Here is a 26,331-nt window from a genome sequence, read left to right as displayed (position 1 = left end):
GAGTGAAGGGGACGGGTGTGGCGCGCAAGGACCACGGTGCCATCTTCCGCAAGGGTGCGGCAGCGGTACTCATGGAGCAGAAGGCGGAAGCGCTGGCCGCCCGTGAACTGCTGCTGGGCGCCTACGAGCGGATCAGCGACGACCAGGAGGACGAGGAGACAGGCGACCGCGGCGCCGGGGTCGGCCGGCAGGCCGACGCCATCGGCAAGCTCGCCGAGATGCTGACCACCGCCGGCCCGTCGGTGTGGAACATCCACCGGCACTACACGGACAACGACGTCAGTGCCTACAAGGACGTCGTCCGGCCGGAGTTCGAGCTCTTGCTGCAGGACCTCGAGAGCGGCGTCATCGAGGGCATCCTCGTGTACGACCTCGACCGGTTGGCCCGTCGTCCGAAGGACCTCGAGCGGGTCATCGACGTCTACGACGCGGCGGCGAAGTCCGGGCGGAAGCTGTTCTTCGCCACCGTCCACGACAAGATCGACCTGTCCAGCCCGGACGGGCTCACCCTGGCGCGGGTGATGGTCGCCTTCGCCAACAAGGCCAGCCGGGACACCGCGCGTCGAGTGGCCAGCAAGCACAAGGCCACCGCACTCACCGGGCGCCCGGTGGGCGGGACTCGGCCGTTCGGCTGGGACTGGACCGACGGGTCGGAGGAGCTGACGCTGAAGGACGGCCGGGTCGTCCCTGCCGGTGCCCGCCAGCACGTCGTCAACGAGACCGAGGCCAAGGTCATCACCCAGGCGGCCACCGACGTCCTGCTGGGCGTGTCCCTGGCCACGATCTGCCGCGACCTCAACGAGCGGGGCATCCGCACGACCCGGGGCAAGGAGTGGCGGCCGGGGCCCCTCCGGCAACTGCTGGAGAGCCCGCGGCTGGCCGGCTACCGCGTCCACCAGGGGACGTTCCTCCCGAACGCGGAAGGAACCGACTTCGTCCGCGGGCTGTGGGACCCCGTCCTCGACGAGGACACCTGGCAGCAGGTCCACGACACCCTGCGCGGGCGTTCCGCCGGGCAGGCGCGGTCCGAGGCGAACCGCACCTACGTGCTGTCCGGCATCCTCAAGTGCTGGAACTGCCACGGGCCCATGAGCGGCAACGCCCGCAAGGGCCTCGGCCACTTCTACGCCTGCAAGGTCCGCAACGGTGCCGACGGGAGGGCCGGCTGCGGCACCGTCACCTGCTCGGGGCCGCCGGTGGACCGGCTCGTCACCGAGTGGGCCAAGCAGCGCATGCTGCTGAGCAGCATCGACGTCACTGATGACGAGCAGTGGCCGCTGGAGGACGAGCTGGCCGAGGCCAAGCGGAGGATGGCCGAGATGGTGGAGGACATCGCCACGGCCGACGGTGACGCCCGGCGGCTGCTGAACGCCAGGTTCACGACTCTGTCCGACGAGGTCGAGGCGATGCGCGCCGAGCGCGCCGACTGGATCGTCGCCCGGGGCAAGCGGGTACGGCGCGCGCAGGTGGGGCCGGAGACGTTCGACGCCATGCCGGTCCAGGCGCAGCGCGCGCACCTGCGCGAGGAGTTGACGGCGATCTTCGTGAAGCCGGCCACCACGCGGGGCAACAAGTTCGACTACTCGAGGCTGGTCCCCGTCTGGCGGGAGCCCGAAGAGCCGGCGGCCTGAGCCCGGGCGGTCTGCTCAAGGCGTGGGAGCAGTCGCGCCCAGCGCACCGAGGTCATCGGCGGAGCGTCGACGAGCCACGCTGCCAGGGCGTCTTCGTACGTCATCGGCTGCGGTGCTGTGGTGCTGCGTCGGGACATGGCCGGGACCGGTCCGGCCATCGCGGCGGTTGTCAGCCATCTCCGTCTGCGGCCCCCGGGTGGGCTCCGTCCCGCGAGCGGCACATCTCGGCCCGGTGCCTCCGGGGCCACGAGTGGCTCGTCGTGCCCAGCAGAGACCTGCTCGTGGTCGACTCCGAGGTGCGCGTGTCGTATGTCATCACCGCGGTAGTCGCCTCCTGGGCGGGCCGGCGACTCTCACCGCACGGTTCCCTGTGACGGCCGCCGGTGGGCGACAGCTGCGGCCGTCCGGCGACCTCACGGGACGGTCACTCGGGCAGGTGGCCTCCGGGCGCAGCTCTTGGGAGGTGGCCGATGCGCGGACGGACGGCGGTGAGGTCGGGGGCTCGCCGGGTGGCACGGCTTGCGGGGCTGCCCTTCCGGGGCGTCAGGAGCTTCGCCTCGTGGGTGCGTCACTCACAGGCCGACACCGAGGCCGTGTACGGGTCGAACCCCGACGACCTCCCGCCGGAGGACCGGGTCACGAAGGCAGCGATCATCGCGCACGGCCTGGGCAGCGGAGGTGGAGGCAGCATGGCCTGACGGGTGACGGAGCATCGAGGTCGTCACCTGCCCAGGACAGCCCGGGCATCTGCTGACACGGCCCTGTCGACACGGGGCGGCAGGACCATCGTCACTGGCTTCCCAGCTGGTCGTGCAGTTCCGTGGTCACCAGTGCGGTGCGTGGCTCGCGACCGGGGAGGAAACACATGAGCACTGCGGGCACGTCGCGCCCGGTCGGCCACGACCGCCCGCTGCTGGGGCTGCGTCACAGGCCCGGCAGGCTGGCGCGGGCGCTGTTCCGGCTGCCGCTGAAGGCGTACCAGCACGACGCCGGGCCGGCGGTGGGCCGCACCTTCGTCGCGTTCACCCACACCGGCCGCAGGACCGGCCAACCTCACCAGACCGTCGCGATGGTGCTGCGCTACGACGAGGTCAGCGGCGAGGCCGTGATCTGCGCCGCCTGGGGACCGCAGACCGACTGGTACCGCAACCTGCAGGCACGCTCCGCGACGAAGGTGCAGGTGGGCGGGGCCACGTTCACCCCTCAGCAGCGGTTCCTCACCGAAGACGAGGCCTTCGACGTCGCCGTCGGCTTCCGGCGTGACCATCCGCACCGGCTCCGCCTCTCAGCCGCGTCCTCGGCTGGGGCGACTTGCGGGACGACGCCGCACTGTGGGAGTTCGTACGCACCCACCCCTTCGTCGCGTTCCGGCCGGGGACGCAGACCTGACCCCGGCGGCCGGGGCAGCGCCGCAGCAGTCGTAGGTCCGGTGACGGCCGGCCTCCGGCGCCCGGCGCTACTCGCGACCGTGCGTGTCCCCACCGTCGGTGGATCCGGCCGCCGTGACACCAGCACTCAGGGCCAGCACGACGTGCTCGATCCGCTCGCGGGTGACCCGCCAGCGGCGCTCGTTGTCGTGCACCAGCTGCGCGGACTCGCAGCTGAGGTCGGCCGCGTGGGAGATGACCTCCGCAGCGGAGTACAGCCGCTGCGGCGCCACACGCCCGCCGCGCAGGTCGGCTCGCAGTCCAGCCGGCGTGAGGTCGACCTGGTCGAGCATGTCCGCCGCGCGAGCCAGCAAGGTCCCGACCAGCGACTGCAGGTGCGCGGCGAGCCAGTCGTTGGCGATGATCCGATGCCGCTCCCCCATCACGTCGGCCAGCCCGTCGACCTCCAGCAGCGCCGCAGCCACGCTCCACGACGCGTGCATCGCCTCCGCCAGCCACTCCCCGCCGCCGGTGAAGCTCGCGGCGTCGGCCCTCAGCTCGAGGATCATCGCGGTCAGCTCGGCCGGGCGCCCCTCGCCCTCGAGGAACAGCACGCCGTCGAGCGCGGTCGCGGCCTCGCTGTTGAGGTCCTCGGTACCCGCGTACGGGCTCAGCGCCGGGTGCACGGACGGCTCGACGGTGGTCCACCGGTCGGCCAGTGCGAGCAGGGCACGGGCGTGCCGCCGCAGCCGCAGGGCCGTCTCCAGCGGAGACGTGGCGTAGAAGCGCTCGTGCTCCTTGTGGAACCGGGACAGGTTCAGGGCCGCCTCCAGCAGCGGGCTCCGTCCCGCCTGGCCGGCACTCACCGGTGCGCTCCTGTCGGGGTACGGGCCGGGGGGTGCGCCGACCCGTACGTGCCGGCCGGTTCCTGCCGCAGACCGCCCAGCAGCACGGCGACGGCTCCGATGATCACCGCAGCGATGTAGGGCTCCTGTGGATCGAACGCCGTCGCGCCGGGGATGCCGGCTGCCGCCTGGACGGCCAGGGCGAGCACGTAGTTCACCTGGATGACCGCGCTGGCCAGGAGCAGCACGGCCCCCAGCACGTACCCCCACGGCCGCCGCCGCCACAGCAGCGCCGCGGCAGTGGCGAAGCCAGGCACGAGCGTGCTCAGGTCCATCGCGTAGCCCAGGTGCCCGATCGGGGCGGGCTGGAGCAGCAGGCCCTCGTCCGGCGCGGCACCGGTGGCCGCGAACCGCAGTGAGAACCAGGTCCACATCCCGCCGAGCGACGCGGCCAGCAACCCCAGCACGGCGCTGACCGCGCGCACCGGCGTCCGCGGCCGGATCCGTTCGACGATCGCCGTGACGTCGAGGCACCGCAGCGCCAGTGCCAGCGCGACCGCGGCCAGCACGAACAGCGCCACGTGGGCGAGGAACAGCGCGTTGAATGCCGCGCCGAACACGTAGTAGGCGTACGTGTAGACGACGTAGGCCAGCATCCCCGCCCACAGCAGGTCGGCCCGGGCGGATCCCCGTCGGGCACGCACGAGGGCCCCCGCCAGCAGTGGCGTGGCGACCGTCAGCGATCCCAGGTCGTAGGCGCGGAAGGTGGCCGCGTTGGCCGGTGCATCCCGGTACAACCCCCGCCAGGCCACGCCCGCCATCGACGCTGCCGTCATCAGCCCGGCAACGGCGGTCGACAGGCGCCACGCGAGGCGCCGGGAGCCGGCATGCGCCGTCCCGGTGTCGGGGGCTGCTCTGGTGGGCTCGCCGGGCGGGGTCTCCACCGTCCCGGCGGCCCCCGCGGCTCGATCGACCGGGCGGGACAGCCGCCGGAACAGGCCGACAACGCGGTTGACCGAGGTGTGCAGCGCCCGGCGCAGCGACGCGGACCCTTCCGCGGCCACGGATCGGAGCCGCTGCCCGAGCCCGACGGTCGGCACGGAGCCCGGCCGGAGGAGAGCCGTCGACGAGGTCATCGGATCACCGCCCTTCCGGCAGCAGCCTGCGATCGCGGTGACCGCCCGGACCAGGGCAGGTGGCCATCCCCGGCAGGGTCGGACGCCTCCCTGACCGAGCCGCACGCCTCTGGGGCGCCGCGGGAGGTGTGGCGAGGATGGACCCGACGGCGACCGACAGGAGTGGCGAGATGGCGGTGTCCGGTGCCCGGGAGGTCGCCCCGGACGTGTACCTGCTGCCCGTGGGCCGGGGCCCCGTCGCCTCGAACGTCTACCTGGTCCGCTCCCATCCGGCCTGGGTGCTCATCGACTGCGCATGGGCAGGCAGCGCTGCGGCGATCAGGAGCGCCGCGGAGTCGCTGTTCGGACCGGGCACCCGCCCGGAAGCGATCCTGCTCACCCACGTCCACCCCGACCACTCGGGTTCCGCCGGGCACCTGGCCCGCGTCTGGCAGGTGCCGGTGTACGCGCACGCCGCCGATCTGCCGCTGGCGCGGGGCGAGTACCTGCCCGCGTACGGCATGCCGTTGGACCGGTGGGTGGTCGTCCCGCTCCTGCGCCTGCTCCCGCGGTCGACGCGGCGGCGGATCACCGCGGCCGGGGACATCACCGACGTCACCCGCGCTCTCGATCCGGAGGCCGGCGTGCCGGGACTGCCGGGCTGGCAGGTGGCGCCCGCGCCGGGGCACACCCCTGGCTCGGTCGCCTACCTGCGCACCGGTGACGGCGTCCTGGCCTCCGGGGACGCTGTCCTCACCGTGGACCTCAACTCGCTCCCGGGCGTGCTGCTCGGCCGGCAGCGGCTGGCCGGCCCGCCCCGCTACACGACGTGGAACCGGCGGGCGGCCCAGCGGTCCATCTCCGCGCTGGCCGAGCTGGAACCGCGGGTCATCGCTCCTGGGCACGGAGATCCACTCGCCCACGGGGCAGCCGAGGCGCTGCGAGCCTTGGCGCGGCACGACGTCGGCCGCGCCGGACGACGCACTGTCGATCGCCTCCTGGTGCCGCTGGGCGATCCGGGCGCCGCCCGGTACAGGCCGCCGCCGCGGCTGTACGCGCGTCTGCAGTGGCTGGGGTTCGCCCTCACGCGACTCGGGCTCAGTCCTCGCTACGTGGTCACCCTCGAGGTGCCGGGGCGCCGCAGCGGTGTGATCCGCCGGACGAACGTCGTGCTGGCCGACCACGACGGCACCGGCTACCTGGTCTCTCTCACCGGGGAGTCCGAGTGGGTCCGCAACGTGCGGGCGGCCGGCGGCCGGGTCGTGCTGGGCCGCCGCGGGCAGCGACGGGCGGCGACGCTGGTCGAGCTGGCTTCCCCGGACCGGCCGCCGGTGATCCGCTCCTGGCTGCTGCGGGCGGGGCGCCGCCCCGGCACCGCCGCGGTCGGGCGTGAGGCACGGGCCGACTTCGGCGTCGGCCCCGACCTCGACCTCACCGAGATCGCCGCGACGGCCGACCGGTTTCCCGTCTTCCGTGTCGTGCCGGACGGGTCGCCGGGTCGATCAGCAGAGCTTCCTGGGCGTCCGCGCGCATGCGCCTCGCCGGTGACGTGACAGGACCTGACTGCGCCCGTGGCGCTGGTCCGGGCGGCCCTTGACCTTCGACCCCTCCGTGCGGGTACTTCGCCGGTGGAAGCCCCGCGCTGCGACTCCGTAGCGTCGCCGACGTCAGCGACCGAGCATCCGAGGTGGTGAGTTCGTGATGCGTGCTCTCGTGGTCTACGAGTCCGTGTTCGGCGACGCCCGAGCGATCGCCCACGCGATCGCCGAGGGGCTGTCGCCCTCGATCTCCGCGGACGTCGTCGCCGCAGCCGAGGCCCCGACCGAGATCGGTCCCGACGTGGGGTTGCTCGTGGTCGGCGGTCCCAACCACGCATTCGGCATGCCCCGGCCATCCACCCGGGAGGGAGCGGTGAAGCAGTACGGGGCCGACATCGCCGACACCGGCGCCGGACTGCACGAGTGGCTCGAGGCCCTGGGGCCGCCGGCCGACGGCCTCCTCGCGGCCGCCTTCGACACCCGCGGCAGCGGCCACAAGATGCTGACCAAGATGGACCACGCCTCCCGGACCGAGGAGACGCTCCTCACCGGACTCGGCGCACTCATCGCCGCGCCGGCCGAGCACTTCTTCGTCGCCGACACGAAGGGTCCCCTGGTCGACGGCGAGGAGGACCGTGCGCGGGCCTGGGGCCGTACCCTGGCCGAGCTCGTGGCCTCCCGATCCATGACGCCCTGAGCCACGAAGCCCGCCTGGCCGTCCGACACCGGCGGGCGCCCGGCGACCGGTCGCCGTCCCCGGCGGCTGGTCGACCGGCAGCCCGACCGACCCGGACGAGGAGCAGCAGATGCCCGCCGAGCAGCCGTCGACGCCGGCGAACCGGTGAGCTCCTCCGCTGCCCGGCGACGGGCCCCGCTGGCTGCGCCAGTCGCCGTCCCGGTCACCATGACGGCGGTGTTCGCGCTGCTGCGCCGACAGCTGCCGCCGCGGACCGCCTACACCACCGGCTTCGCCGTCTACTGGGCCGGCTGGTGCGCCGCCTTCCCACTGTGGGCGCTCGGACCCGACGGCGTCGTCCGCGCACTCCGCAGCGGCCGGCGGCCGGGACCGGTCGAGATGGTGCTGGTGGCGTTCCCTGTGGCCGGCGCGGTCGGCGCGGAGCTGATGCCGCACCGCCGGCTGGTCGACCGCCGGGTCGCCGCCGTCATGATCGGCACCGCCACGGTCAACGCCGTCGGCGAGGAGTTGCTGTGGCGCGGCACCTTCCTCGACCAGTTCCGCGGTGACGTGGTCCGCGGGGCGCTGTGGCCGCTGGCCGGTTTCACCGTCTGGCACCTGGCCCCGCAACTGGTCCTGCCGTCCTCGCGCGGGCGCGCCGGGTTCCTGCTCGGTGCGGCTGTCGTCGGGGCGGCCTGCACGGCGGCCGCCTGGCGCACCGGCGGCTTACGTCACGTCCTGCTCCCCCACGTGCTCACCGACGCCTGCGGCGTCGGGGCGGCGCGCTTCTGGCTGGGCCGCTGAGCGCGGCGGTCCGGCCCAGGTCACGGTCCGCCGGTCAGGCCTCGCCCCCTGCACCGGGTGCCGGCCCGGCCCTCGCCGCGGTGACGGTGAGCCCGTCGGCGGTCTCGATCAGCTCGGTCAGACGAGCGGCGAAGCGGGCGGCCGGGGCACCGTCGACGATGGCGTGGTCCAGGGACAGGGTCAGGTGCAGGAACTGGCGGTCCTGCAGCCTGCCGTCGACCAGCCGGGGCTGGGTGGAGATGCCGCCGACGACCACCATCAGGGTCGGTGGGGCGGAGACCAGACCCCAGCCGCCGCCGGGGCCGAACATGCCGACCGAGCTGAGCCCGACGGTGCCACCGAGGCGCTTGACCACCCGGGGATCGGCCATCACCAACCGCTCACCCAGCCGGCGCAGGAACCGGGGAAGGCTGACGTAGGCGACCGTGGCGCGGTAGCGCCGGTCGTCGTCGGACTGCTCGTGCTGGGCGGCGCGGATCTCGTCGCTGATCTGCCGCACCGACTTGCGGTTGGCCGCCCGCACGATGAGCGGCTTCACCACCTTCTGACCGGCCGCCTCGGCCTCGATCTGCGTGCTGACGTCGACGTCGTCGAAGAGCACCAGCCGGTTGCGCCGCCGGTAGGCGTGCACGATGCGGTGTGCGTCCACCGCCGTCGCGACGCAGTGCGCCACCCAACCGGTGAACGACAGCGGCGCCGAGCCGTCGCCGTGGCCCGCCAGCCGCCGTCGGGCCTCGGTCACGTCGAGCAGCAGGAGTCCGTGCATGAGGTTCTTGCGCCGTCCGGCGTCGAGCACGTCGACGTAGGCCCGCCGCACCTTGAGGTAGGGGCGGGTGGTGTGCCGTTCGTCGGCCCGCGCGGCAGGCCTCATGGCCGTCGCACGTCGTCGCGGCCGACGTGGAGCGGCGCAGCGGGGGCTGCCGCGCCCGGGTGCAGGTGGGTCCTGATGGTGGCCAGGTCGCGGTCCCACGTCCGGTGCACATAGCGGCGCAGCAGAGGGGTCAGGGGACGCAGCGGTCCGTGCGGTCGGAGGTCGGTGCGGACGATGAGTCGCGCACCGGATCCAGCCGGCTGGACGTGGCCCTCGGCGTGGACGTCCAGCTGCGCGGAGGTGCTGTGCGCGGCCCAGGACCGCGGCGGGTCGAAGCCGGTGAAGGTGACGGTGCTGTCGCCGACGCCGTGCCCGAACCGCATCCGGAACCGGGTGCCGGCCCCGATGGGCCCGTCGGTGAGCTGCTCGACCGAGAGCAGCTGGGAGTTCCAGTCCAGCTCTCGCCGGGGATCGGTCATGAAGGCGAACACCTCCGCAGGGTCGTGGTCGACCAGGACGCGGTTCTCGACGACCCTCCGGGCGTCGGGACCGGCGGCGACGACCGGCGCGGCGGGCAGCCGGGCGCCGGACCGGGCCGCCTCGACCAGCGTGGCGGACGACCGCTGCAGGCCGGCGGCGAGCACGTCGACGTCGTCGACGGCGCCGTCGGCGTTGATGCCGACGGAGAGGGTGCCGGCATAGGACAGCGCGGCGATCCCCAGCGGCACGCCCCCGGTCAGCGGCGCCAGTGGTACCGCTTCCAGCAGCCGCGCTCCGGCCAGCCACAGCGGCTGGTCGGGGCCGGGCACGTTGGTGACGAACAGGTTGATCCGGCCGCCGGCGATGCGCCGCATCCAGCGCACTGCCAGCCGGGCCATCGGCAGGGGCAGCTGCAGCACGTCGAGGACGTCACCGGCGCCGGCGCGCAGCCGCGTCTTCAGCCGGGCCGTGGTGTGGTGGATGCTGGCCAGGCGGCGCAGCGGCTCGTCCTCCCCGACCGGCAGGCCGACGACCAGCAGGCCGTCCGGCTGCCCGGCGCTGCGGGCACCGACCGGCACCGAGGCGCGCAGCACCAGGCCGCTGACGTCGTCGCCGCGGCCGGCCAGCAGCTCCCGCAGCCCGCCGGTGACGGCGGTGAGCAGGAGGTCGTTGAGGGTGACCCCGAGCCGGTGCCCGGCCTCCCGCAGGTCCTCCAGCGGCAGCTGCACGGTCGCCAGTCGCCGTCCGGGGCCGACCTGGAGGGACAACGAGGTCACCGGCGCCCGGGTGCGGAAGTCGGCCGCCGCGTCGGCCAGCTGCCGCCAAGCGCGCCGTGCCCGTCGAGGTAGCCCGCGCGGCGGTACGGCACCGGGAACCGGGGTGGCCGGGACGGTACCGGCGGCGTCGGGTGCCGCCGTCAGCCGCTCGACCGCCTCGCCGGGCTCAGTGTCCAGCAGCGTCGCAGCGAGCGCCACACCGGCGAGCCCGCCGGCGACCACGTGGTGCACCACGATGAGCACCCCGAACCGGCCGTCGGGCAGTCCGGCGACCACCTCCGCCCGCCAGAGCGGTCGACGGTGGTCCAGGGGCCGCAGGACCGCCTGCGCGCACCAGCCGGAGAAGGTCTCCCCCGCAGGCAGGGAAGTCCCGGTGACGTGTCCGGCGGCGTCGACGGCCGGATCGTCGGCCCAGTACGGCCGCCCCTGCCCGAGGCGGGTCCACACCAGCCGGCGCCGCAGCGTCGGCACCCGGTCGACCCGGCGGACCAGCTCGGTCCGGACCCGTTCGAGGTCGAGCCCGCCGTCCTCCCGCCGGAAGGGCGCGGCATCGAACTCCCCGGCCAGGGCGATGTGGAACGGGGCGGCCGGCTCGTCGACCCACACGGTCGCCAGCTCACCCAGGGTCAGACGATCAGGACGCACGAGCCCCCCCTCGGTCAGTTCCGGCCGAGCGGCCGGACGGGTCCACGCTGCTCCGCCGCGACGGCCGTCGTCCCGGGCCGGATGTCCGCAGCAGCGGGGGCGATCGCCCGGGAGGCCAGCCGGACGAGGTCCGCCGCGGTCGTCCGCTCGGCCCGCTTCCTGACGCCGCGCAGCATCTGCCGGGACATGACGAGGTCCGCGGGCACCATCACCGTCCAGTAGACGGCGGTGACCCACCACGGGCTCAGCCGCACCCGCGTGCGGAACAGGAACCGGGTGCGCCCGCCCGCGACGGGTTCGAGCACGAAGACCCAGGTCCAGTCCACACCGGCGCCGAACCGGTCGGCCCAGCCCGGCGGCAGGTGCTCCCGGGAGTGCAGCACGAGGTACCGGGGTGGATCGAGGTCGTCGACGACGAAGGCGCAGTCGGCCTCTGGTGGCCCGTCGAGGACGCGGTCGCCGACGGCCAGCTCCTGCCACTCGGGAACGAGCACGTCGGCGCTCGGTCCGTTGGCCGGGAACAGCAGCCGGTCGACCCAGCGGGCGGTGTACCACTGGCCGCGGCCCCACCCCATCTGCACCAGCCAGGGCCACACGTGCTCCGGTGGGGCGTCGATCGTGACCGCGTGCGTGGTCACCATCTGCGGGTGTGCGCACAGGCCGTCGCCGGGCAGCGGCCTCCGGCGCTCCGCGCGCGTCGCCCCGTAGGCGCGGCCCAGCCACTGGAGCCCCGCATAGCCGCCGACCACCGCCGCCACCACCAGGGATGTCCTTCTCATCCTGTCCTCCCGGCCTGCGTCGAGGGCGGTCTGGACGGCCCCCGACCGTGGTGGTGTGGGCACGTGGTCACGGCGGTCCGCTCAGCTGCGCACGTGGACACCGGCGGCGACGGTGGGGCCGAGACCTGGGCACGCGTGGAGGAGATCCCCGCGGCGACCTGGAGTACAGCACCTCGATCACAGCGCCGGTCACCGCGCGTTCGCCTGCCTCGTGCTGCCGGAGATCAGCTGGCTGCCGTAGGCGACCAGCCACAGCACGATCGGGTAGGAGTTCCACCGCTCGATGCCGCCCTCGCCCAGTGCCGCCACCGGCGTCCAGTCGAGGGCGACCAGGCCCAGGACGATGGCCGCCAGCGAGACTGCGCCCAGCACGGTCCACAGCTGCCGGAACGGCGTCGGCGTCGTCCGGGCGGACAGCAGCATGGCCACACCGCCGGAGAAGAAGGCCAGCAGCGCGAAGACCGTGTGCATCCCGGGACTGGTCAGTGGGAAGACGCCGACACCGAGGACGCCGAGTCCAAGCAGTGCGGTCGGCACGGTCACCGCCGTCCGGCGCAGGGCCCGGTGCGCGAACCACGCGCCGAGCAGGATCAGCGCGCCGGCCCCGAGCATGGTGCCGTCGAAGATCGCCGCGGACGGCTGGACGACGACGCTGTCCGGTGGCTCACTCGCGCCCAGGTGGCTGAGCGTGTCGGCGTGGGTGGTGTAGGGCCCCGGGTGGAGCGCCTCGGCGGTGATCGACCCCATGAGGATCGCCACGCCCGCGATGGACAGCAACAGGCCCGCGACGCGGCCGTCCCGGCCTCCCTGGGGCAGCGGGGCGACCCGTGCGGTGGTCTCCACGTCCTGGCTGCGCCGGCCGGCCGGCTTCGGGATGGCGGTCATGATCGGCTCCTCGTCTCGCCCCGGCGGGCCCGTGCCCGGTCGGGACCAGGCTGTCCCGCGGCGCCACGGAAGCAGGAGGACCGACGGTCCCGACCCGTGTGGACCTCCGTCCTCACCAGCCGGCCAGCCACGGCCGGGGCATCGCAGTGGGTCGGCGCCGAGGACCAGGGCAGGCACCGCCCCCTGGCGTGCCCGTGAGGCCCCACCCGAGCGTGCCTCGCTCACCCGCGTCCCGGACTACACCGCCGGCGGTCCTGCGGAGCTGTCACGGCCTCACCGGAGCACCAGGACGTCGTCCACCGGACGGCGTGGCGCGGCCCGCGGTCGTGAGGGCGGCACTCCCAGGCGGAGGATCACCTGTGGCCAGCCGGCTAGCTGCAGCGCCTCGCGCACGCGGGGCCGTAGCGCCGCCGCCTGGCAGGGCTGGTTGGAGTAGCCGGCCTGCACTTCCGATGCCGCGGCCAGCAGCAGTGCGTACTGCAACCCCTGGCCGGCCCGCAACCACTCCCGCATGCCGTCCTCGGACGTCGTGAGCACCGCGACGGCCGGCGCCTCGCGGGTCAGGATCTCGTCCTTGACCACAGTCCGCGCGCCGACGTCGAAGCGTGCCACGACCAGCCGGGTCACCGCGCCGCCGACCGGGGGGACCGTCAGCCCGTCACCGCATCGGCGGGGGCGCATCCAGTTCGCGAGCTCCCGGCGCCAGGACGGGTCGGCGAACTGTGCGCGGTCGCCTTCGGCGACCAGATGGGCGAGCGCGCCGCGGTGCTCGTCGGGTACGAGGTGGAAGGTCACATCCCGGGCCGCACAGGCGGCCGCCATCGCCGTCAGCGTCGCCGCCGGCGGAGCAGCGGCGAACCGGCCGCGGTGGGTGTGGCGGGACGCGATCGACGCCGCCAGCTCCTCATCCGCCGGTGCCGACCCCGGGCGTAGAGCGACCCGGGCGAGGAGGTCGGTGTCGTGCGGATCGGGCAGGAGATCGATCTCGGGCCCGAGACCACGGGAACGAGCGGCCACCACGAGGTTCGCCAGCGCCGCACCGCAGCTGATCGTCAGTTCCCGGTCGAACGGGTCGTTGACCGGCAACGCCCGCGTGCGGTCGGCGCGCAGCTCGACCGCCTCCTCGCCGACGCGGAAGGACCACGGCTGCGTGTTGTGCGACGACGGCGCCAGCACCGCCGCTTCGACGAGTCGGCCGAGGCCATTGCGCAACGAGGTCATGCCGAGTTCCTCTCCGGACAGTCGCACGGTGGCCAGCCGAACGGACGGTGGACCGTCGCTGTTGGCAGCGCCTGTCCGCCCCGTCCCGGTGAGCAGGCGGCACACAACAGTGCTGCCCGGCACTACAGGCCGCGCAGGGCCGAAGGTCGCATGCCGCCTGGTCCTCGGCCTCGCCCTGTTGCCGGGGGCAGCGCTACGCCGCCAGGGGGTTCGGCCTCACGTCCCTCCTCCCCGGCGACGAGAAGGCGGCAAGGCCACCGACCACCGATTGCCTTCATCTGGGCAGCTCCCACGGTCGCAGGGCATGACTGATCGACGTAGCAGGCCTGGCTCGGTGACGGACAACACCGTGCTCGCCACCTTCCAGGCAGAGGTCGCACGGCTGGTGTCGCTGCCTCCGCGGACCTTCGCCGAGCTGGACCCCGGCGCTCTTCCGCCGCTCCTCGCCACGATCCGCACCACTGCCAAGGAGATGTCCAGGTCGTAGGACTCGCCACTGGTCTCGACCATCCCCAACTTCTGCAGCGGATCGATTGCCTCGCTGGACCTCGCGCGCACGGTGCAGCCCGCCGTCTCGACGAAGGAGGAACGATGGCAGGGCTGGAGTCGCTGTACACGCCGCAGAAGGTGTACAGGCCGCTGGCGGACGCGCTGGACATCGCGCGGGACGCCGAGGAGGCGCACTACGACCGGTTCAGCGTCCAGGACGGTGGCATCGAGAGCCAGGTGGCGCGGCACTGCGCGCTCTACCCGGGCGACCCGGACGTCGCGGCCTACAGGGCGCTGCCGTCCTCGGCATTCGACAGCCCCGCCGCGGGGACACCGCACGGCATCCGGTGGCTGAGCCTGGCCGACATCCACCACAGCCTCACCGACAACACCCCCGTCGTCGCCTTCGTGGTGTTCGGCAGGACGGTGTTCTTCCGGGTGGAGCTCTCGGCGGTGAAGCGCCAGATCGAGCGCCCCGACGGCGAGGACGAAAACGCCTACACCGCGCTCGTGCTGGCGGTGACCAACCACCTGCGCAAGTTGCGGGTCAGCCGGTGGGTCGACGACGTCACCCGCGCGGCGCGGGAGAACGTCAACTGGGGCCTGATCATGCGCCGGCACCACGAGCGCGGGATCCGGATGCGCCTGGGTGGGGTCGTCTACGACCTCGCCGTCAAGGGCGACCGGACGAGCCTGAAGCTGCTCGGGGCGGTCGGCTCCGAGGACGACCCCGAGCGCCGTAAGAAGCTGCTCGGCGCACGGCTGACGGCGATGTCGGCCGGCGGCGCGGCGCTCGCCGAGGACCAGATGCCCTACGGCTGGCACCTCGACAAGGACAGCCGCGGCCGCCCGCGCAAGGTGAAGGGGCTGAACCTCGTGCCCGTCGCAGATGCCTCCGTCGCACCGGCGCTGGCCGAGGTCTACGGCCTGCACGCCGCCGGGACCACGTACGAGGCGATCTGCGGCAGGCTCGCCGAGCTGGAGAAGGACGGCGGGATCCGGCGGCGCGCGGGACAACGCTACGACCTGGACTTCGCTGCCGCCCTCGGCGACCGGAACCGGATGTACGACGCGGCGCTGACCGTCTTCCGAGGGCACTGGCCGGACGGCGTTCCACGACCGGAGGCACCCAGCGAGGAGACGGTGCTGGCCTACGAGGCGGGTGGGAACCCGGCGGAGCTGTTCACCCTCGAGCAGCGGCTGCTCATCGCCCGCCCGGAACTGCTGCGCACCGGCGTCCACCTGCGGGCGGTGGTCAACGACATCCGCGAGCGCGGCCTGCGGCTGGCCGGGCTGACGCCGCGCTACGCGGACGACTACGACGAGACGGGCGTCTTCTACGTCGAGGTCCGCTGGCCGTGGCCGGTGGACCCGGCGAGCGGCGCCGAAGTGGTCCGCTTCGGCATCCCGGACCGGACCTTGCGTCTGGCCGCCGGCCGGCTGCTGCGCTCGCTGCGTGCGCCGCGCAAGCGCACCGGCGGGCAGGCACACGTGGGCCGCCCGGAGCGGCGGGTGCTGCAGGGCTTCGGCGTCTGGCTGCTGCCCGGTGACCTGGAGGCGACGATGATCGCCCGCGCCAACAACGACGGCCGCGCCAACCTCGTGCTCCTGGTCCGCGCCGAGGAGGACGGCCGGCCGCGGCCCGGCCAGCAGCACCGGCGCGGCTGGACCGAGCAGCTGAGCAACCCGCAGCGCTCGGTCGCCGCGACCTGCAACCTCGACGTCCTGTGCGGCGATGTGGCCTACCGCATCACCGAGGCCATCACCGCGCAGCTCGACCCGGCGGTCCTCGCCCCGGTGCGCGCGGTGCTCCACGTCGATGTCGCCGAGCAGACCGAGCGGCTGCGGTCGGGGCTGCTGACGCGGGCGAAGGCGGCCGACGAGGCCGCTGCGAAGGCCGAGAAGGCCGCGCGGGGCGCCCGCACCAACGCTGCGCTCGCGTCCGAGGACGGCGACGAGGAGGAGGCCGCGGCGTACCGCGAGGACGCGGCCGACCACAGCAAGCAGGCGCGTCGCTCCCGGCAGGAAGCGGAGAACCTGCGGCAGCAGGCTGCCGCCCTGGACGAGCAGCGTCCACGTGGGGAGCAGGACGCCGACACCAACCTCTCCTCGATCGCCTACCTGGTGGCCGGCCTTCAGCGTGCGGCGTCGAGCAACGGCTCCGGTCCGGCCACCCTCGGCACGCTCGCCGACAAGCAGCTCCGCGACTGGAGGGCCTGGGCCGAGGAGGACGAGGAGGGGCGTTGGATCCTCTACGAGGTGACCTTGCACGTGCCGGTGGTGACCGAGGGGCACGTGGAGGTGCGGCTGCGCGGCCGGGTACAGGACGTCCGGCCCCGCGGTGACCGCGCCGAGGAGCGCCGCGCCGGCAAGTCCGGCGGTCGGGCCGCCACCGCCGAGACTGTGTTCGCGAAGGGGCTGCCGGTCGACGACCTCGTCACCGAGGACCTCGGCCGCAAGACGCTGTTCATGAAGCACGTCATGCCCTGGCTGGCCGAGCACGCCGTGACCGCCCGCGGCGCCAAGTGCGCGCTCGTCGACCACCCGGTCGCCGCGGTGCGGCAGGTCATGTACGCCGCGCTGACCGGCATCGCGCTCCCCCAGCTCGCCGCCTACTCCGCCGGCTGGCGAGCACACGTGGCCACCACCTACCTCGACGCCGGGCTGCAGTGGGGCAACGCCGCCTGTCCCGACGACACGACACTCGCCCTGCAGCTCGTCGCAACCCTCGGGGAGCCGGCGGCGTACATGCGCGGCGTGGGCCTGGACATCGCGGCGATCGCCCGACACTGCGGGATCTCCCCCGACGACGTCCGCGAGCTCGTCGTGCCCACCAAGCGCGGCGGCCTCGGCTTCGACCGACCGCAGTACCTGGCCTACGCCGATGACCGCAAGACGCGCGTCCGGATCATCGCCTGCCCCCACGGCTGCCGGCGCGGCCGGTGCGACATCGTCGCCCTGCTGCCCGAGGTCGCCGCCAGCGGCTACGGCGTGCTCTGCAGCACCTGCTGGCGGGCGCCGAACACCACCGAGCCGAAGTGGGCGACCATCGTCTTCCCGCCGGCCTACGGCACGCCCGTGACCCGGGTGATGCCGAAGGGAACGCTGCGCACAGCCGCGCAGACGGTGCCGGCGGCGCGCCCCCTCCCCCTCGCCATCGCACCGGCCACCCCGCGCAGGACCGTCGGGTAGCGACTGGGGCTGGACGGTGAAGGAGGCCGTTCCGAGGTGGTACCTCGGAACGGCCTCCACAGCGTCCGGCCTGCTTCACAGGAAGTCGTGCAGCTCCTCGGGGACCGCCTCGAGCGCGGCGCCGGTCACCAGGGTGAGCGCCAACACCCAGGCCTCGAGGACGGCCCAGTCGTCTCCATCGGCGGTTGCTCGCAGTGCCAAGGCCACCGAGCCGAGGACGTCGGCGTGCTCGCCCGGGTCGTGCTGGCGGGACGGTCGGACGGTGGCCGCGGCCGGGGAGGCGGGTGTCATGTCACAGACCGTGCCGAAGCTCGGGCGCCACGCCACCATCTGAGGCCCGGGTGGCGGCGCCCCCTCCCCCGGCTCGTCCTACCGCCGCGGCCTGCGAATCAGCACCACTGGCTCGCGCACGTCCGCCCAGAGCTCGCGCAAGACCCTGGCGCGCTGCCCGGTCCTGCCCCGGAACGCCAACGCCGGGTGGACGTCGATCGTGAACGGGCGCCCGGTCCCCGACGACGTCCTGCGGATGAGGTCGCGCTCCTCCAGGAAGTCGAGGGCCTTGCTGACGGTGCTGCGGTCGTGATCGAGGTCATCGGCGATCTCGGTGACGTACCGCTCGAGCCGGTTCTCGTACTCGGTGCTGCCCAGGAGGTACAGCAGCACCCGCAGGTGCACCAGGGTCATCCCGCTGTCGTCCTCGTCGCGCCGTCCCTCGGTGCTCAGGAGGGCCAGGAGGGCGTCGCAGAAGATCATCGTGAACGGCTGCTGGTGGCGCCTGATCTTCGGCGTGAGGACGTGGAGGACCTCCTCGGTCTCCACGTCCTGGAGCTTGCGGGTGGGGTTCGGGCGGGACATTGCGGGTCCTCTCGGTGTGGGGGGTCGGCGCCGCAGTGCGCGGCGTCCCCAGCACCGGTCCGGAGCCGTCGCCGGTCCGCATGGGTCCGTGGCGGCCAGCCCACACGGATGTGGCCGCCGGACCACGCTGGTGGCCACGAACACCCGCGTTGACCTGCAGGTTCGTCCGTCGGCCTTCTACGCTCTGTATCGACGTCGTGAGGCGGCGCTGCGCGCCGCTCGCCGCCTACGGCGGCACGGAGGACGCCGTGGTCCTGTCCGTCGCGGGTGGGGCGGCGTACCCGGCTCCGGCGCCGCCGTCCTGGCCCGTCGGTGGCCACTCCGGGACGAGTGCACGGGCTGCGAGCAGCGGCACGGTGCGGCTGCGGCGCCGCCAGCGGCACCGTCCCCGCCGGCGGGTCGCCGGCCGGGCCCGTGGAGGCTCCCGTGTTCTTCATCCCCGTCGACACCCGCGGTGCGCACGTCATGGTCTGCGACGAGATCTGCCTCAGCGCCGTGCGCGACCACCTGCCCGTCGAGGAGACCCTGGCGCTCTCGACGACGCTCGTGTGCTCGACCTGCTACGCGTGCTCGCTGACCGTGGAGGGGACGCACTGCCCCTGCACGAAGCTCGACGTCAGCTGCTCGGCCCCGTCCTGGTTGCTCGGTCGGGAGGCCCCGGCCGCGCTGAACACGATCTACGAGGCCGTAGGCCCGACAGTGCTCACGGACACCGACTGGGACCAGCTGCTGAGCTGGGCGGAGCAGGTGTGGAGCGGTGGCCTGGTGGGCCTGATGTGGGTCCGCGAGCAGCAGCCGGACACAGGCCGGTGAGCAGGGGTTGTGACCGGGAAGCCGGCGCGGACGGTCCGCGCCGGTGGACGAGAGCCACCCCGCGGGGACCTGCGGGGAGCTGTTCCTCGCGCCCGCGCGACCCCAGGGGGTCACCGTGTCACAACCCATCTACCTGCAGGCCGGCGCCGCCCGGCCCACCGCAGACCCGGCGCATCGCCGTCGGGATCTGCACCGTCTGCTCACCTCATGGTGGACGCTCAGCGCCCGGCTGAGCGCCGTCCAGGCGCACGGCGGCGCTGACGAGGCCGACGACCTGACCGACGCCGTCCGGGCGATCGAGGAGGCGCTGGACTCGCGGCACCCGCTGATGTGGGAAGCGGTGCAGACCGACCTGCTGCTGGCACTGCTCAACGCCGAGCACGCCAGCGACAGGCCGACCTCATCATCCGGATGCCTGGTCTGCCGTCGCCTCGCCGATCAGCTGCCGAACGGCGTCCGGCAGCTGATCGGCCTGGGGCCGGTCCGATGACCGCCATCCCCGTGCAGCGCGGTCGCAGCACCGAGGCCGTCACCGTGACCGACCAGGGCGTGGAGATCTCGCACCTCCGGATCACGCACCCGGAGACCGTCGCCATCGCGCGGCGAGAGCTCGCCGAGCACGGGCCGGCCGCGCTGGTCGACACCGTGACCGGCGCCATCATCGTCGGGATGGTGGCCACCGGGCTGCAGCGCGGCACCGGTGACACCACCGCCGCCATGCAGCGAGTCCTCGCCGGCTTCGACGAGGCGGTGCAGAACCGCGCCGCCGCCACCGTCGCCCAGCTCGACGGACTGCTCGGCCGGGTCGACACCACCGAGCAGGCCGCCCGGGAGGCAGTCATGGCCACGCTGGCCCAGCTCCCCGAGCAGGTTCAGCGCGGGCTGACCACGGCGCTGGCCGATGGGGCCGGCGACGTCCGCGAGGCCGTCCGGCAGGCCACCGTCATGGCGCAGGCCGAGGCGGTCACCGCCCTCGAGCGGGTGGTGGCGGTGCACAGCGAGCAGGTACGCGCGGTGGTCTCCACGGAAAACCCGGGCTCACCGATCGCCGCCTTGCGGCGCGATCTCTCCGCTCAGGTGCAAGACGCCAGGCGAGAACTGACGGAGGGCATCGCGACCGTGCGCGCCCTGGTGCAGGCCCAGCAGGCCAGCCAGGCCCTAGCGACCAGGACCTCCGCCGCCATCGGGAGGGACTGGGAGGACCGCACCGCGCTGGCCGTGGCCAGCTGGGCGCAGGCGACGGGCGACCTGGTAGAGCATGTTGGGAGCCGACCGGCACCGGGCAGCAGCACGCGCAAGACCGGCGATGTGCTCGTCAAGATCATGTCGGCCAGCCAGCCGGTGCTGATCATCGAGTGCAAGCACCAGCAGCGGCGCGCCAGCATGCGCGCCTTCCGCGAGGAGCTCGCCGAGGCCCGACGGGTCCGCGGCGCGCACGCGGCCCTGGCGGTCGTCCCGACGGCGGACGACGTCCCCGGGCCGGCCGACAGCGCATGGGCCAGAGTCGACACGTCCAGCTGGGTCGTGGCGGCTTCGGATCCCGGCGTGATGGCCCTGGTCCTCGGCGTCGTCCGGGAGCTCACCATCCTGGCGGCCGTGCAGGCCTCCGCAGACCCCGTCGTCGACCTCGGTCGCGTCCGGACCGCGGTCGGCCACCTGCTCGACCTCCTAGAGCGGTTCGACACCGTGAACAAGCACGTGTCGACTGCGGAGAGGGCGCTGGCGAACATCCGCGGCACCGCCGACGGCCTCCGCCAGGCCCTAACCGCACAGGTCCAGGACGCCCACCGCGCGCTCACCGACGGCGCGCAGGCGCATTAGCACCACTGGGGGGAGGAGCATCACGCTCCTCCCCCCAGTTCGCGCTTACTACGTCGCCGACGTGACGACCTCTCGTCGGGTCCCGTCGCCCGGGCAGGAGTCCTGCGCGTTCACGCCGCGGCCCCGGCCCCGGCAGCGCAGCGACGGCACCTCCCACCGCTGACCGCTGACCGCTGACGCTCCCCTCCCGCTACCGCGAGGCCAACTTCCGGGAGATCACCTCAGCGTGTTCCTTCGCCTGGGCGAGGACGTCGCCCGCCGGGTCGTAGTCCAGGCCGCCGAGGGACCTGGTCCCATCGAACGGCGATGGGCTCACCGTGGACGCCCAGATCGGGATGACCTCGCCCTTGTCCAGGCGGCTCCGATACTTGCCCGCCTCGAACAGCGTCCACCGCTTGCGTCCGTACATCACACCGAGAACGGCCGCCACGTAGCGCGACCCGGACTCGTAGATGGGGCCGAGGTAGTCCTCCACGTCCTCTCCGAGGAAGCGGTGCAGCTCTGCCTTGTCGTAGAAGACGGCGTGCCCGAGGTCTTCCAGTGCGTCGCGCAGGTGTTCGGCGTACTCACGGTCCTCGCCCGCGAAGGACAAGGCCACGTCGTACGACTCCGCGTAGTCGACGGCGGTGAAGCCGACCTCCTTGATGAACTCCGGCCACGAGATCGCGCGGAGGTAGAAGACCAGCATGGGGTCCTCCACGGAGAGGACTCCCGAGTCGAAGTGCAGGAGCTTGGCGACGTCGGTCTTCGCGGCGAGATCGGCGAGGTAGCCGCGGTCCAGGACCACCCCGACGGACACCTTCTCGCTGGGGTGCTTCCGCATCTCGTCGAGGATGTTGATGCTCCAGGAGTCCGCCTCTGCCAACCACCGCAGGATGTGCAGGTATGGCGCCCGCCCGCCGGGTCGGAACTTCGTTCCCCGGGCGAAGCTCCGCACCGTCTCGCCAAAGCGGTCACGCTGACGGGCCACCACCTTGCGCTGGATCGCCGCGTAGGGCGTGGTGATCTCCACCATCTCCGTCGGCTGCTCGAGGACGCCGGCCTGGAGACATGCCTCGCGACAGAGCAGCTGCGCGATGTAGAAGCTGCCCCGCGCCCTCTCCACAACGAGCGGCCGCGCGGAGATGGTGACGTTCAGCGCCCGCTCCCCGGCCTGGATCAGCTGGTCGACCTTCTGGTCAGGCTCGACCTCGAACCGGATGACGTCGAGGCGGTTGGCGAGGTCGGGCGCGAACTGGATGAGGGCCCGGCCGGCCTCGTTGATCCCGATGACGACGAGCTTGCGGCGTGGGTTGGCGCTGTCCGCGGTGACCTTGAGCAGGTCCGCGAGACGCTGCTTGACGGCCTCATCGAGCCGGTGGAAGTCGTCCACGATGACCGTGCCGAAGTCGCCCAGTTCGGGGAGCGCATCCAGGTACTCGACGTCACCCGGCTCCCGAGCCGTCAGCAGGGTGACCCGGTCCTGAAGCCCCAGTGCGGCCAGCGCCTTGTCCACCGCCGTGGACTTTCCGATGCCTGACGGCCCCTCGACGATCACACCCCGCCCCGGGCTCCGCAGGCTGAGCAGGAGCCGGTCGAACTCGGTCGGACGGACGAAGGTCGAGTCGGGGACCCCGGAGGTCGTGAACACCGACTCGAGCAAGAGCTGACCCACACACTCAGGGTAGCCGCCCGGCTACGACGTGACCCCTTCCCCTGACTGCGGCTCGTCACACAGGCGTCACACCGACCATGCCGCCTGATTCCGTCGGGTGCCGAGATCACCGCGCGGGTAGTCGTCCGAGCGACCGGCACCGGCGTCCCCGCAGGCGCCTATCGTTGCGTTGACCTGCGAGGACGCCGGTCGACGCGCTACTTCGGGAGACTCCGTGCGATCACCATGCGCTCGATCTGGTTGGTGCCCTCGTAGATCTGGGAGATCTTGACGCCTTGCATGGAACGGTGATCGTGGATCAGGTATGCCGCGACCCCGCCCGACAGTGGTCGAACGGGGTCGCGGTGGCTGGTCAGCGCAGGACGTCAGCTCGGGCGCGGAGCGCCGCGGCGTTCAGCCAGATGTCGACGTCGGGATCGGTCCACGGACCGTTGGCGTCGGTGGGCATGGTCCGGTAGAGGTCCGGGACGGTCCAGCCCGCGTGGTCGGCGAGCAGGTGGTCCGGCATCCCGGTCAGGACGTGGCCGGCCGTGTTCAGCGCTCCGTCCTCGTCGCGGACCAGCACGGTCTCGAGGTGCAGGTGCGGGTAGGAGGCCACCCCCGACTCGAAGCACTGCTCCTCCTCGCAGTGGCCGCAGCCGATCGCGACGACGTCCCGCCCGAGGGAGGGGCACTGCTCCCGCACCGCGCGGGCGAGCTCGTCGAGCTGCGCGTCGAGCGCAGTCCCGCCGGAGTCCCCGGTGCGGGCGCCGCTGACGGGCACCGACGACCGGAGCGAGCAGGTGGAACACGCGTGCTCGCAGCGCGGCGGCATCCAGCCACACGTCGTCCTCCTCGGCCTCGTCCGCGAACTCCGCGGGCGGGGCCACCCGGTACGGCGCGGTGACCTGCCAGCCGAGGCTGTCCGGGTGGCGGCCCTCGGTGTCCTCCTCGAGGTCGGCGGCGCGGACGCCCGCCGGCACCGCCGACCTCCCGGCGAGCTCCAGCTCACCGCCTGCGGCGCGGACGACGGCCGCGTCGAAGTGCAGGTGCGGGAAGCAGTCGTAGTCGGTGAGGTTGGCGTAGGGCTCGTAGCGGCAGTCGATGCCCTCGCAGGTGCTCCCGACGAGGTGGCTGATCCCCGGGTGGGGCAGGAGGGCGACGGCCAGGTCGTCCAGCACCGCCTCCATGTCCTCGCAGCGGGCCGCCCACCGCAGCGCCTCGCCGCGGGCGCGGTGCTCGACGGCGGCGGCGCCGACCGTGGCCAGCTGGTCGGCGGTCAGCGCGGGCAGTGTGGTGGTCATGACGGTGTTCCTCCGGTGGTGTCGCAGTGACGGACACCGGGCACCGTGCAGGGCCGGCGGACCTCGGCAATCGCTCTGCGACACCCCGGCCGACGACCCGACCCCGATCGCGACGGGACACCCCGGACCTCAGCCGGGCAGGGCGCTCCCCTTCGCTGCAGCCTTCTGCTCCTGCTTGAACCGGCGGACCGCCGCGAGGGACTCCGGTCCGGTGACGTCGGCGACCGAGCGCCGCGATCCCTCCTCGCCGTAGGGCCCGGCGGCCTCCCGCCACCCGGGCGGGGTGACGCCGTACTGCTTCCCGAGCAGCGCGACGAGGATCTTCGCCTTCTGCGCGCCGAACCCGGTCAGCTCGCCGATGCGCCGCAGCAGCGTTTCGCCGTCCGGGACGTCCGCCCACAGTGCGTCCGCGCGGCCGTCGTAGCGTTCCACCAGCAGCCGGCAGACCGCCTGGGTGCGGGCGGCCATCGAGCCGGGATAGCGGTGCAGCGCCGGTGGCCCCTGGAAGATCCTCGCGAGCTCGTCAGGATCGGCCACGGCCAGGTCCGCAGCGGACAGCGTGTCGACGGCGAGCCGGTCGGCCAGCAGCCGAGGCGAGGCGAACGCACGCTCCATCGCGAACTGCTGGTCCAGCAGCATCCCAAGGAGGAGAGCGAGGGGATCTCGCCCGAGGAACTCGTCAGCGGCGTCGTCCTGGGCGATGCGGAGCTGCGGCACCCGGGCAGTCTGCCGCAGCGGACCCCGGGCTCATCCCACATGGCGTTGCCGCGAGGCTGGATGAAGCGACCTCTCCAGCCGGCCTACTGCGCAACGCTGCGCCCGGGTGACGGTCGCCGTCCATGACCGCGCACACCCTGCCCGCCCGGGCACACCGTTCCCCCGCCCACACGACGACCGCGCCGGCCACCGAGACCCTGTGCCACCGCTGCAACGAGCCGGTCGGCGCCAGCCGCTACCACGAGGCGACCGGACCCCTGTGCCGGCCCTGCGGCAGCCTGGTCCGGATGAGCGGCCGGCAGCGGGTCGCCAAGCTCCGCGACGACCTGACGGACGACCTCCTCCACCGCATCTCACTGCTGTCCATCGACGTCGACCGGACCAGCCTGCGGCAGGTCTTCTGCATCGGCTCCCGCATCGGCCTCGCCGCTCTCTCCACCGACGTGCTGGTGTTCGCCGCGCTCAGGTCCGGCGCACAGGCACCGCTGATCGCCCAGGAGATCGGCCGCCGCGGGGCCGCCTTCACCCTCGCCGAGCTGGCGGGGTGGACCGCCACCGACCCGCTGTCCGACAACTCCGTGGCGATGGTGCGGTGGGCGCTCGAGCGCGACGAGACGCTCACCCCCGACCAGCTCCGGCAGGTCGCTGCCAGCCGGTTCCGCGACGCCATCGCCAGGCGCATCACCGATCTGGACGAGGCAACGGCCACCCAGCTGGCCGCGGAGTGCCACCGCTGGGAGGCGGAGCGGCTCGCCGCCGAGGGCCTCGCCCCGGTGTCCGCCCTCACCGCGCTGGCCGAGCGAGGGCCGTCGATCGCCTGGATGGTGGTCCGCGACCCCCGCGCGACAGCGGAGACCCTCGCCGCGATCGCCGGGCACCACCGCGACCAGACCTGGTCGCACGTGACGATCACCACCCTCACGCACCCCAACGTCGACGTGGCGCTGCTGCCGGTGCCGCTGCTCGTCTCCAGGGAGGGCTCGCGTGCACGGGTGCAGGGCTACCTCGACGCCCGCCTCGGCGTCGGCACCGCCGAGCGCAAGACCGCCGACCAACTCGCGGCGGCCTGGACAGGCACCCTCGCCGACCTGCTGGACGTGGTCGTCGCCCTCCACCCTGCCGGGAGCCGTGCCACGACAACAGGCCAGCGCTGAGGACCACACGGCGCCCTCACCGGCGCTCCGCACACGCAACGGCCCCGCATCCTCGACCGAGGTGCGGGGCCGCTGCGCGTCCGGCATCAGCAACTTCGGCGGCGGGTCACCGAGGACGACCTCGCCGGCGGCGGGGAGCCAGCCGCCATCCGGCAGATGACCGACCGGTCACCGTCCTCTGACCGGGTGACCGCCGACAGGTCCATTGCGCACCGCAGGAGCACGCGCACCGTCCCGCTTGCCAACCCACCAACGAGCGGAGGACACATGAAGCTCAACGAGATGGACCTCGGCACCCTCGCCGCGGTCAAGGCCGGCCTGACCCGCGACCACAAGGACGGCACGATGCTCTGCGACGACGCGGAGAGCATCTTCTTCTTCACCTGCGAGGTCGCGCCCGGTCACTGGCTCTACGTCGAACTGCGGACCGAACCCATCATCAGCATCAGCACCGGCGTCTTCCGGCGCCCCGTCGACTACATGCGCCGGATGGTGCGGGCCGAGTACGCCGGCCTGCGCATCCACCGTGACCGCCAGCACCTCGCCGGTGAGATCGGCGACCTCGTCGACGACCTGAGCGCCGAGGAGCGGGTCGTCCACGAGGCCCAGATGGCCGAGCACTGGCGTCGCGACGACGCCATCGCCGAGCAGTACGGCTCCTTCCGCGACGTCGGCTAGCCGCTCGACGCCCGGACTGGCACATGAAGGGGGGGGGGGGGGGGGGGGGGGGGGGGGGGGGGGGGGGGGGGGCGGGGGCGGGGGGGGCGGGGGGGGGCGGGG

General features: G+C 73.3%; 24 protein-coding genes and 1 pseudogene. 13 read left to right on the top strand and 12 right to left on the bottom strand.

Translation table 11 applies throughout. The annotated features are described in order from the left end of the window. Positions 1-2 precede the first annotated feature (2 nt). Both ACI8AD_RS19595 and ACI8AD_RS19590 read left to right on the top strand, forming a co-directional pair. Complete coding sequence (locus ACI8AD_RS19595; RefSeq protein WP_456872201.1) at positions 3-1,631, top strand: recombinase family protein; 1,629 nt, start codon at positions 3-5, stop codon at positions 1,629-1,631. 1,000 nt (positions 1,632-2,631) lie between these two features. After that, positions 2,632-2,841 (top strand): annotated as a pseudogene (locus ACI8AD_RS19590) (nitroreductase family deazaflavin-dependent oxidoreductase); the annotation flags it as partial. Between the two features lie 246 nt (positions 2,842-3,087). Here the strand turns inward: ACI8AD_RS19590 and ACI8AD_RS19585 are convergent. Both ACI8AD_RS19585 and ACI8AD_RS19580 read right to left on the bottom strand, forming a co-directional pair. Next, positions 3,088-3,864, bottom strand: coding sequence for a hypothetical protein (locus ACI8AD_RS19585; protein ID WP_456872228.1), 777 nt, complete (start codon positions 3,862-3,864; stop codon positions 3,088-3,090). Then, positions 3,861-4,907: a hypothetical protein gene (locus tag ACI8AD_RS19580; protein WP_456872200.1), complete on the bottom strand. Its 1,047-nt coding sequence runs from the start codon at positions 4,905-4,907 to the stop codon at positions 3,861-3,863. Before ACI8AD_RS19580 ends, ACI8AD_RS19585 begins: the two co-directional genes overlap by 4 nt. A gap of 242 nt (positions 4,908-5,149) precedes the next feature. On the opposite strand from ACI8AD_RS19580, the gene ACI8AD_RS19575 reads away from it, so the two are divergent. The 3 genes from ACI8AD_RS19575 to ACI8AD_RS19565 all read left to right on the top strand — a co-directional run bounded on the left by ACI8AD_RS19575 (position 5,150) and on the right by ACI8AD_RS19565 (position 7,976). After that, entirely contained in the window at positions 5,150-6,511 is a 1,362-nt protein-coding gene (locus ACI8AD_RS19575) for a nitroreductase/quinone reductase family protein (RefSeq protein ID WP_456872199.1), read from the top strand. A gap of 148 nt (positions 6,512-6,659) precedes the next feature. Beyond that, positions 6,660-7,193: a flavodoxin family protein gene (locus ACI8AD_RS19570; RefSeq protein ID WP_456872198.1), complete on the top strand. Its 534-nt coding sequence runs from the start codon at positions 6,660-6,662 to the stop codon at positions 7,191-7,193. A 216-nt stretch (positions 7,194-7,409) separates the two neighbouring features. After that, complete coding sequence (locus ACI8AD_RS19565; protein WP_456872197.1) at positions 7,410-7,976, top strand: CPBP family intramembrane glutamic endopeptidase; 567 nt, start codon at positions 7,410-7,412, stop codon at positions 7,974-7,976. A 34-nt stretch (positions 7,977-8,010) separates the two neighbouring features. Here the strand turns inward: ACI8AD_RS19565 and ACI8AD_RS19560 are convergent, their stop codons facing one another. The 5 genes from ACI8AD_RS19560 to ACI8AD_RS19540 form a co-directional block, all read right to left on the bottom strand. Then, the gene (locus tag ACI8AD_RS19560) at positions 8,011-8,847 is read right to left on the bottom strand and encodes a 2-oxo acid dehydrogenase subunit E2 (protein ID WP_456872196.1); all 837 of its coding nucleotides are present in this window, start codon (positions 8,845-8,847) and stop codon (positions 8,011-8,013) included. Further along, positions 8,844-10,688 carry a wax ester/triacylglycerol synthase domain-containing protein gene (locus ACI8AD_RS19555; RefSeq protein WP_456872195.1) on the bottom strand — a complete coding sequence of 615 codons (1,845 nt, stop codon included), beginning with the start codon at positions 10,686-10,688 and terminating at the stop codon, positions 8,844-8,846. The genes ACI8AD_RS19560 and ACI8AD_RS19555 overlap by 4 nt, the downstream gene beginning before the upstream one ends. Before the next feature lie 14 nt (positions 10,689-10,702). Next, positions 10,703-11,467, bottom strand: a complete 765-nt coding sequence (locus ACI8AD_RS19550; RefSeq protein WP_456872194.1) for a hypothetical protein — start codon at positions 11,465-11,467, stop codon at positions 10,703-10,705. A 189-nt stretch (positions 11,468-11,656) separates the two neighbouring features. Further along, positions 11,657-12,352, bottom strand: a complete 696-nt coding sequence (locus ACI8AD_RS19545) for a DUF998 domain-containing protein (RefSeq protein ID WP_456872193.1) — start codon at positions 12,350-12,352, stop codon at positions 11,657-11,659. Positions 12,353-12,625: 273 nt separating this feature from the next. Further along, positions 12,626-13,573, bottom strand: coding sequence for an Acg family FMN-binding oxidoreductase (locus ACI8AD_RS19540; RefSeq protein ID WP_456872192.1), 948 nt, complete (start codon positions 13,571-13,573; stop codon positions 12,626-12,628). A 334-nt stretch (positions 13,574-13,907) separates the two neighbouring features. Between ACI8AD_RS19540 and ACI8AD_RS19535 the strand changes: the two genes are divergently transcribed. Further along, the gene (locus ACI8AD_RS19535) at positions 13,908-14,060 is read left to right on the top strand and encodes a hypothetical protein (RefSeq protein WP_456872191.1); all 153 of its coding nucleotides are present in this window, start codon (positions 13,908-13,910) and stop codon (positions 14,058-14,060) included. A 104-nt stretch (positions 14,061-14,164) separates the two neighbouring features. Then, on the top strand, positions 14,165-17,254 hold the full coding sequence (locus ACI8AD_RS19530; protein WP_456872190.1) for a hypothetical protein: 3,090 nt from the start codon (positions 14,165-14,167) through the stop codon (positions 17,252-17,254). Between the two features lie 75 nt (positions 17,255-17,329). On the opposite strand, the gene ACI8AD_RS19525 is transcribed toward ACI8AD_RS19530, so the two are convergent. Further along, a complete protein-coding gene (locus tag ACI8AD_RS19525; RefSeq protein ID WP_456872189.1) occupies positions 17,330-17,545 on the bottom strand; it encodes a hypothetical protein in 216 nt (71 codons plus the stop codon). A 78-nt stretch (positions 17,546-17,623) separates the two neighbouring features. Further along, complete coding sequence (locus ACI8AD_RS19520) at positions 17,624-18,109, bottom strand: MarR family transcriptional regulator (RefSeq protein ID WP_456872188.1); 486 nt, start codon at positions 18,107-18,109, stop codon at positions 17,624-17,626. A gap of 426 nt (positions 18,110-18,535) precedes the next feature. On the opposite strand from ACI8AD_RS19520, the gene ACI8AD_RS19515 reads away from it, so the two are divergent. From ACI8AD_RS19515 to ACI8AD_RS19505, 3 genes are read left to right on the top strand one after another with little or no spacing between them, the layout of a single operon-like run. Continuing rightward, positions 18,536-18,922 carry a hypothetical protein gene (locus ACI8AD_RS19515; RefSeq protein ID WP_456872187.1) on the top strand — a complete coding sequence of 129 codons (387 nt, stop codon included), beginning with the start codon at positions 18,536-18,538 and terminating at the stop codon, positions 18,920-18,922. A gap of 43 nt (positions 18,923-18,965) precedes the next feature. After that, positions 18,966-19,412: a hypothetical protein gene (locus tag ACI8AD_RS19510; RefSeq protein ID WP_456872186.1), complete on the top strand. Its 447-nt coding sequence runs from the start codon at positions 18,966-18,968 to the stop codon at positions 19,410-19,412. After that, positions 19,409-20,743, top strand: coding sequence for a hypothetical protein (locus ACI8AD_RS19505; protein WP_456872185.1), 1,335 nt, complete (start codon positions 19,409-19,411; stop codon positions 20,741-20,743). Before ACI8AD_RS19510 ends, ACI8AD_RS19505 begins: the two co-directional genes overlap by 4 nt. A gap of 190 nt (positions 20,744-20,933) precedes the next feature. On the opposite strand, the gene ACI8AD_RS19500 is transcribed toward ACI8AD_RS19505, so the two are convergent. Together ACI8AD_RS19500 and ACI8AD_RS19495 are read right to left on the bottom strand one after the other, a co-directional pair. Continuing rightward, positions 20,934-22,397: a TIR domain-containing protein gene (locus tag ACI8AD_RS19500; protein ID WP_456872184.1), complete on the bottom strand. Its 1,464-nt coding sequence runs from the start codon at positions 22,395-22,397 to the stop codon at positions 20,934-20,936. A 352-nt stretch (positions 22,398-22,749) separates the two neighbouring features. Beyond that, the gene (locus tag ACI8AD_RS19495) at positions 22,750-23,160 is read right to left on the bottom strand and encodes a hypothetical protein (protein ID WP_456872183.1); all 411 of its coding nucleotides are present in this window, start codon (positions 23,158-23,160) and stop codon (positions 22,750-22,752) included. On the opposite strand from ACI8AD_RS19495, the gene ACI8AD_RS19490 reads away from it, so the two are divergent. Further along, the gene (locus tag ACI8AD_RS19490; RefSeq protein ID WP_456872182.1) at positions 23,138-23,710 is read left to right on the top strand and encodes a hypothetical protein; all 573 of its coding nucleotides are present in this window, start codon (positions 23,138-23,140) and stop codon (positions 23,708-23,710) included. The genes ACI8AD_RS19495 and ACI8AD_RS19490 overlap by 23 nt on opposite strands. A 99-nt stretch (positions 23,711-23,809) precedes the next feature. On the opposite strand, the gene ACI8AD_RS19485 is transcribed toward ACI8AD_RS19490, so the two are convergent. Next, complete coding sequence (locus ACI8AD_RS19485) at positions 23,810-24,397, bottom strand: HhH-GPD-type base excision DNA repair protein (protein ID WP_456872181.1); 588 nt, start codon at positions 24,395-24,397, stop codon at positions 23,810-23,812. Between the two features lie 122 nt (positions 24,398-24,519). Here ACI8AD_RS19485 and ACI8AD_RS19480 point away from each other — a divergent pair, with 122 nt between their 5' ends. Next, a complete protein-coding gene (locus ACI8AD_RS19480; RefSeq protein WP_456872180.1) occupies positions 24,520-25,551 on the top strand; it encodes a hypothetical protein in 1,032 nt (343 codons plus the stop codon). Positions 25,552-25,818: 267 nt separating this feature from the next. After that, on the top strand, positions 25,819-26,229 hold the full coding sequence (locus tag ACI8AD_RS19475) for a hypothetical protein (RefSeq protein WP_456872179.1): 411 nt from the start codon (positions 25,819-25,821) through the stop codon (positions 26,227-26,229). Positions 26,230-26,331: the final 102 nt, after the last annotated feature.

Source organism: Geodermatophilus sp. SYSU D00766, from assembly GCF_054049915.1.
Note: the sequence above shows the minus strand (reverse complement) of the source record. Positions and strands in the feature narration are given on the sequence as shown.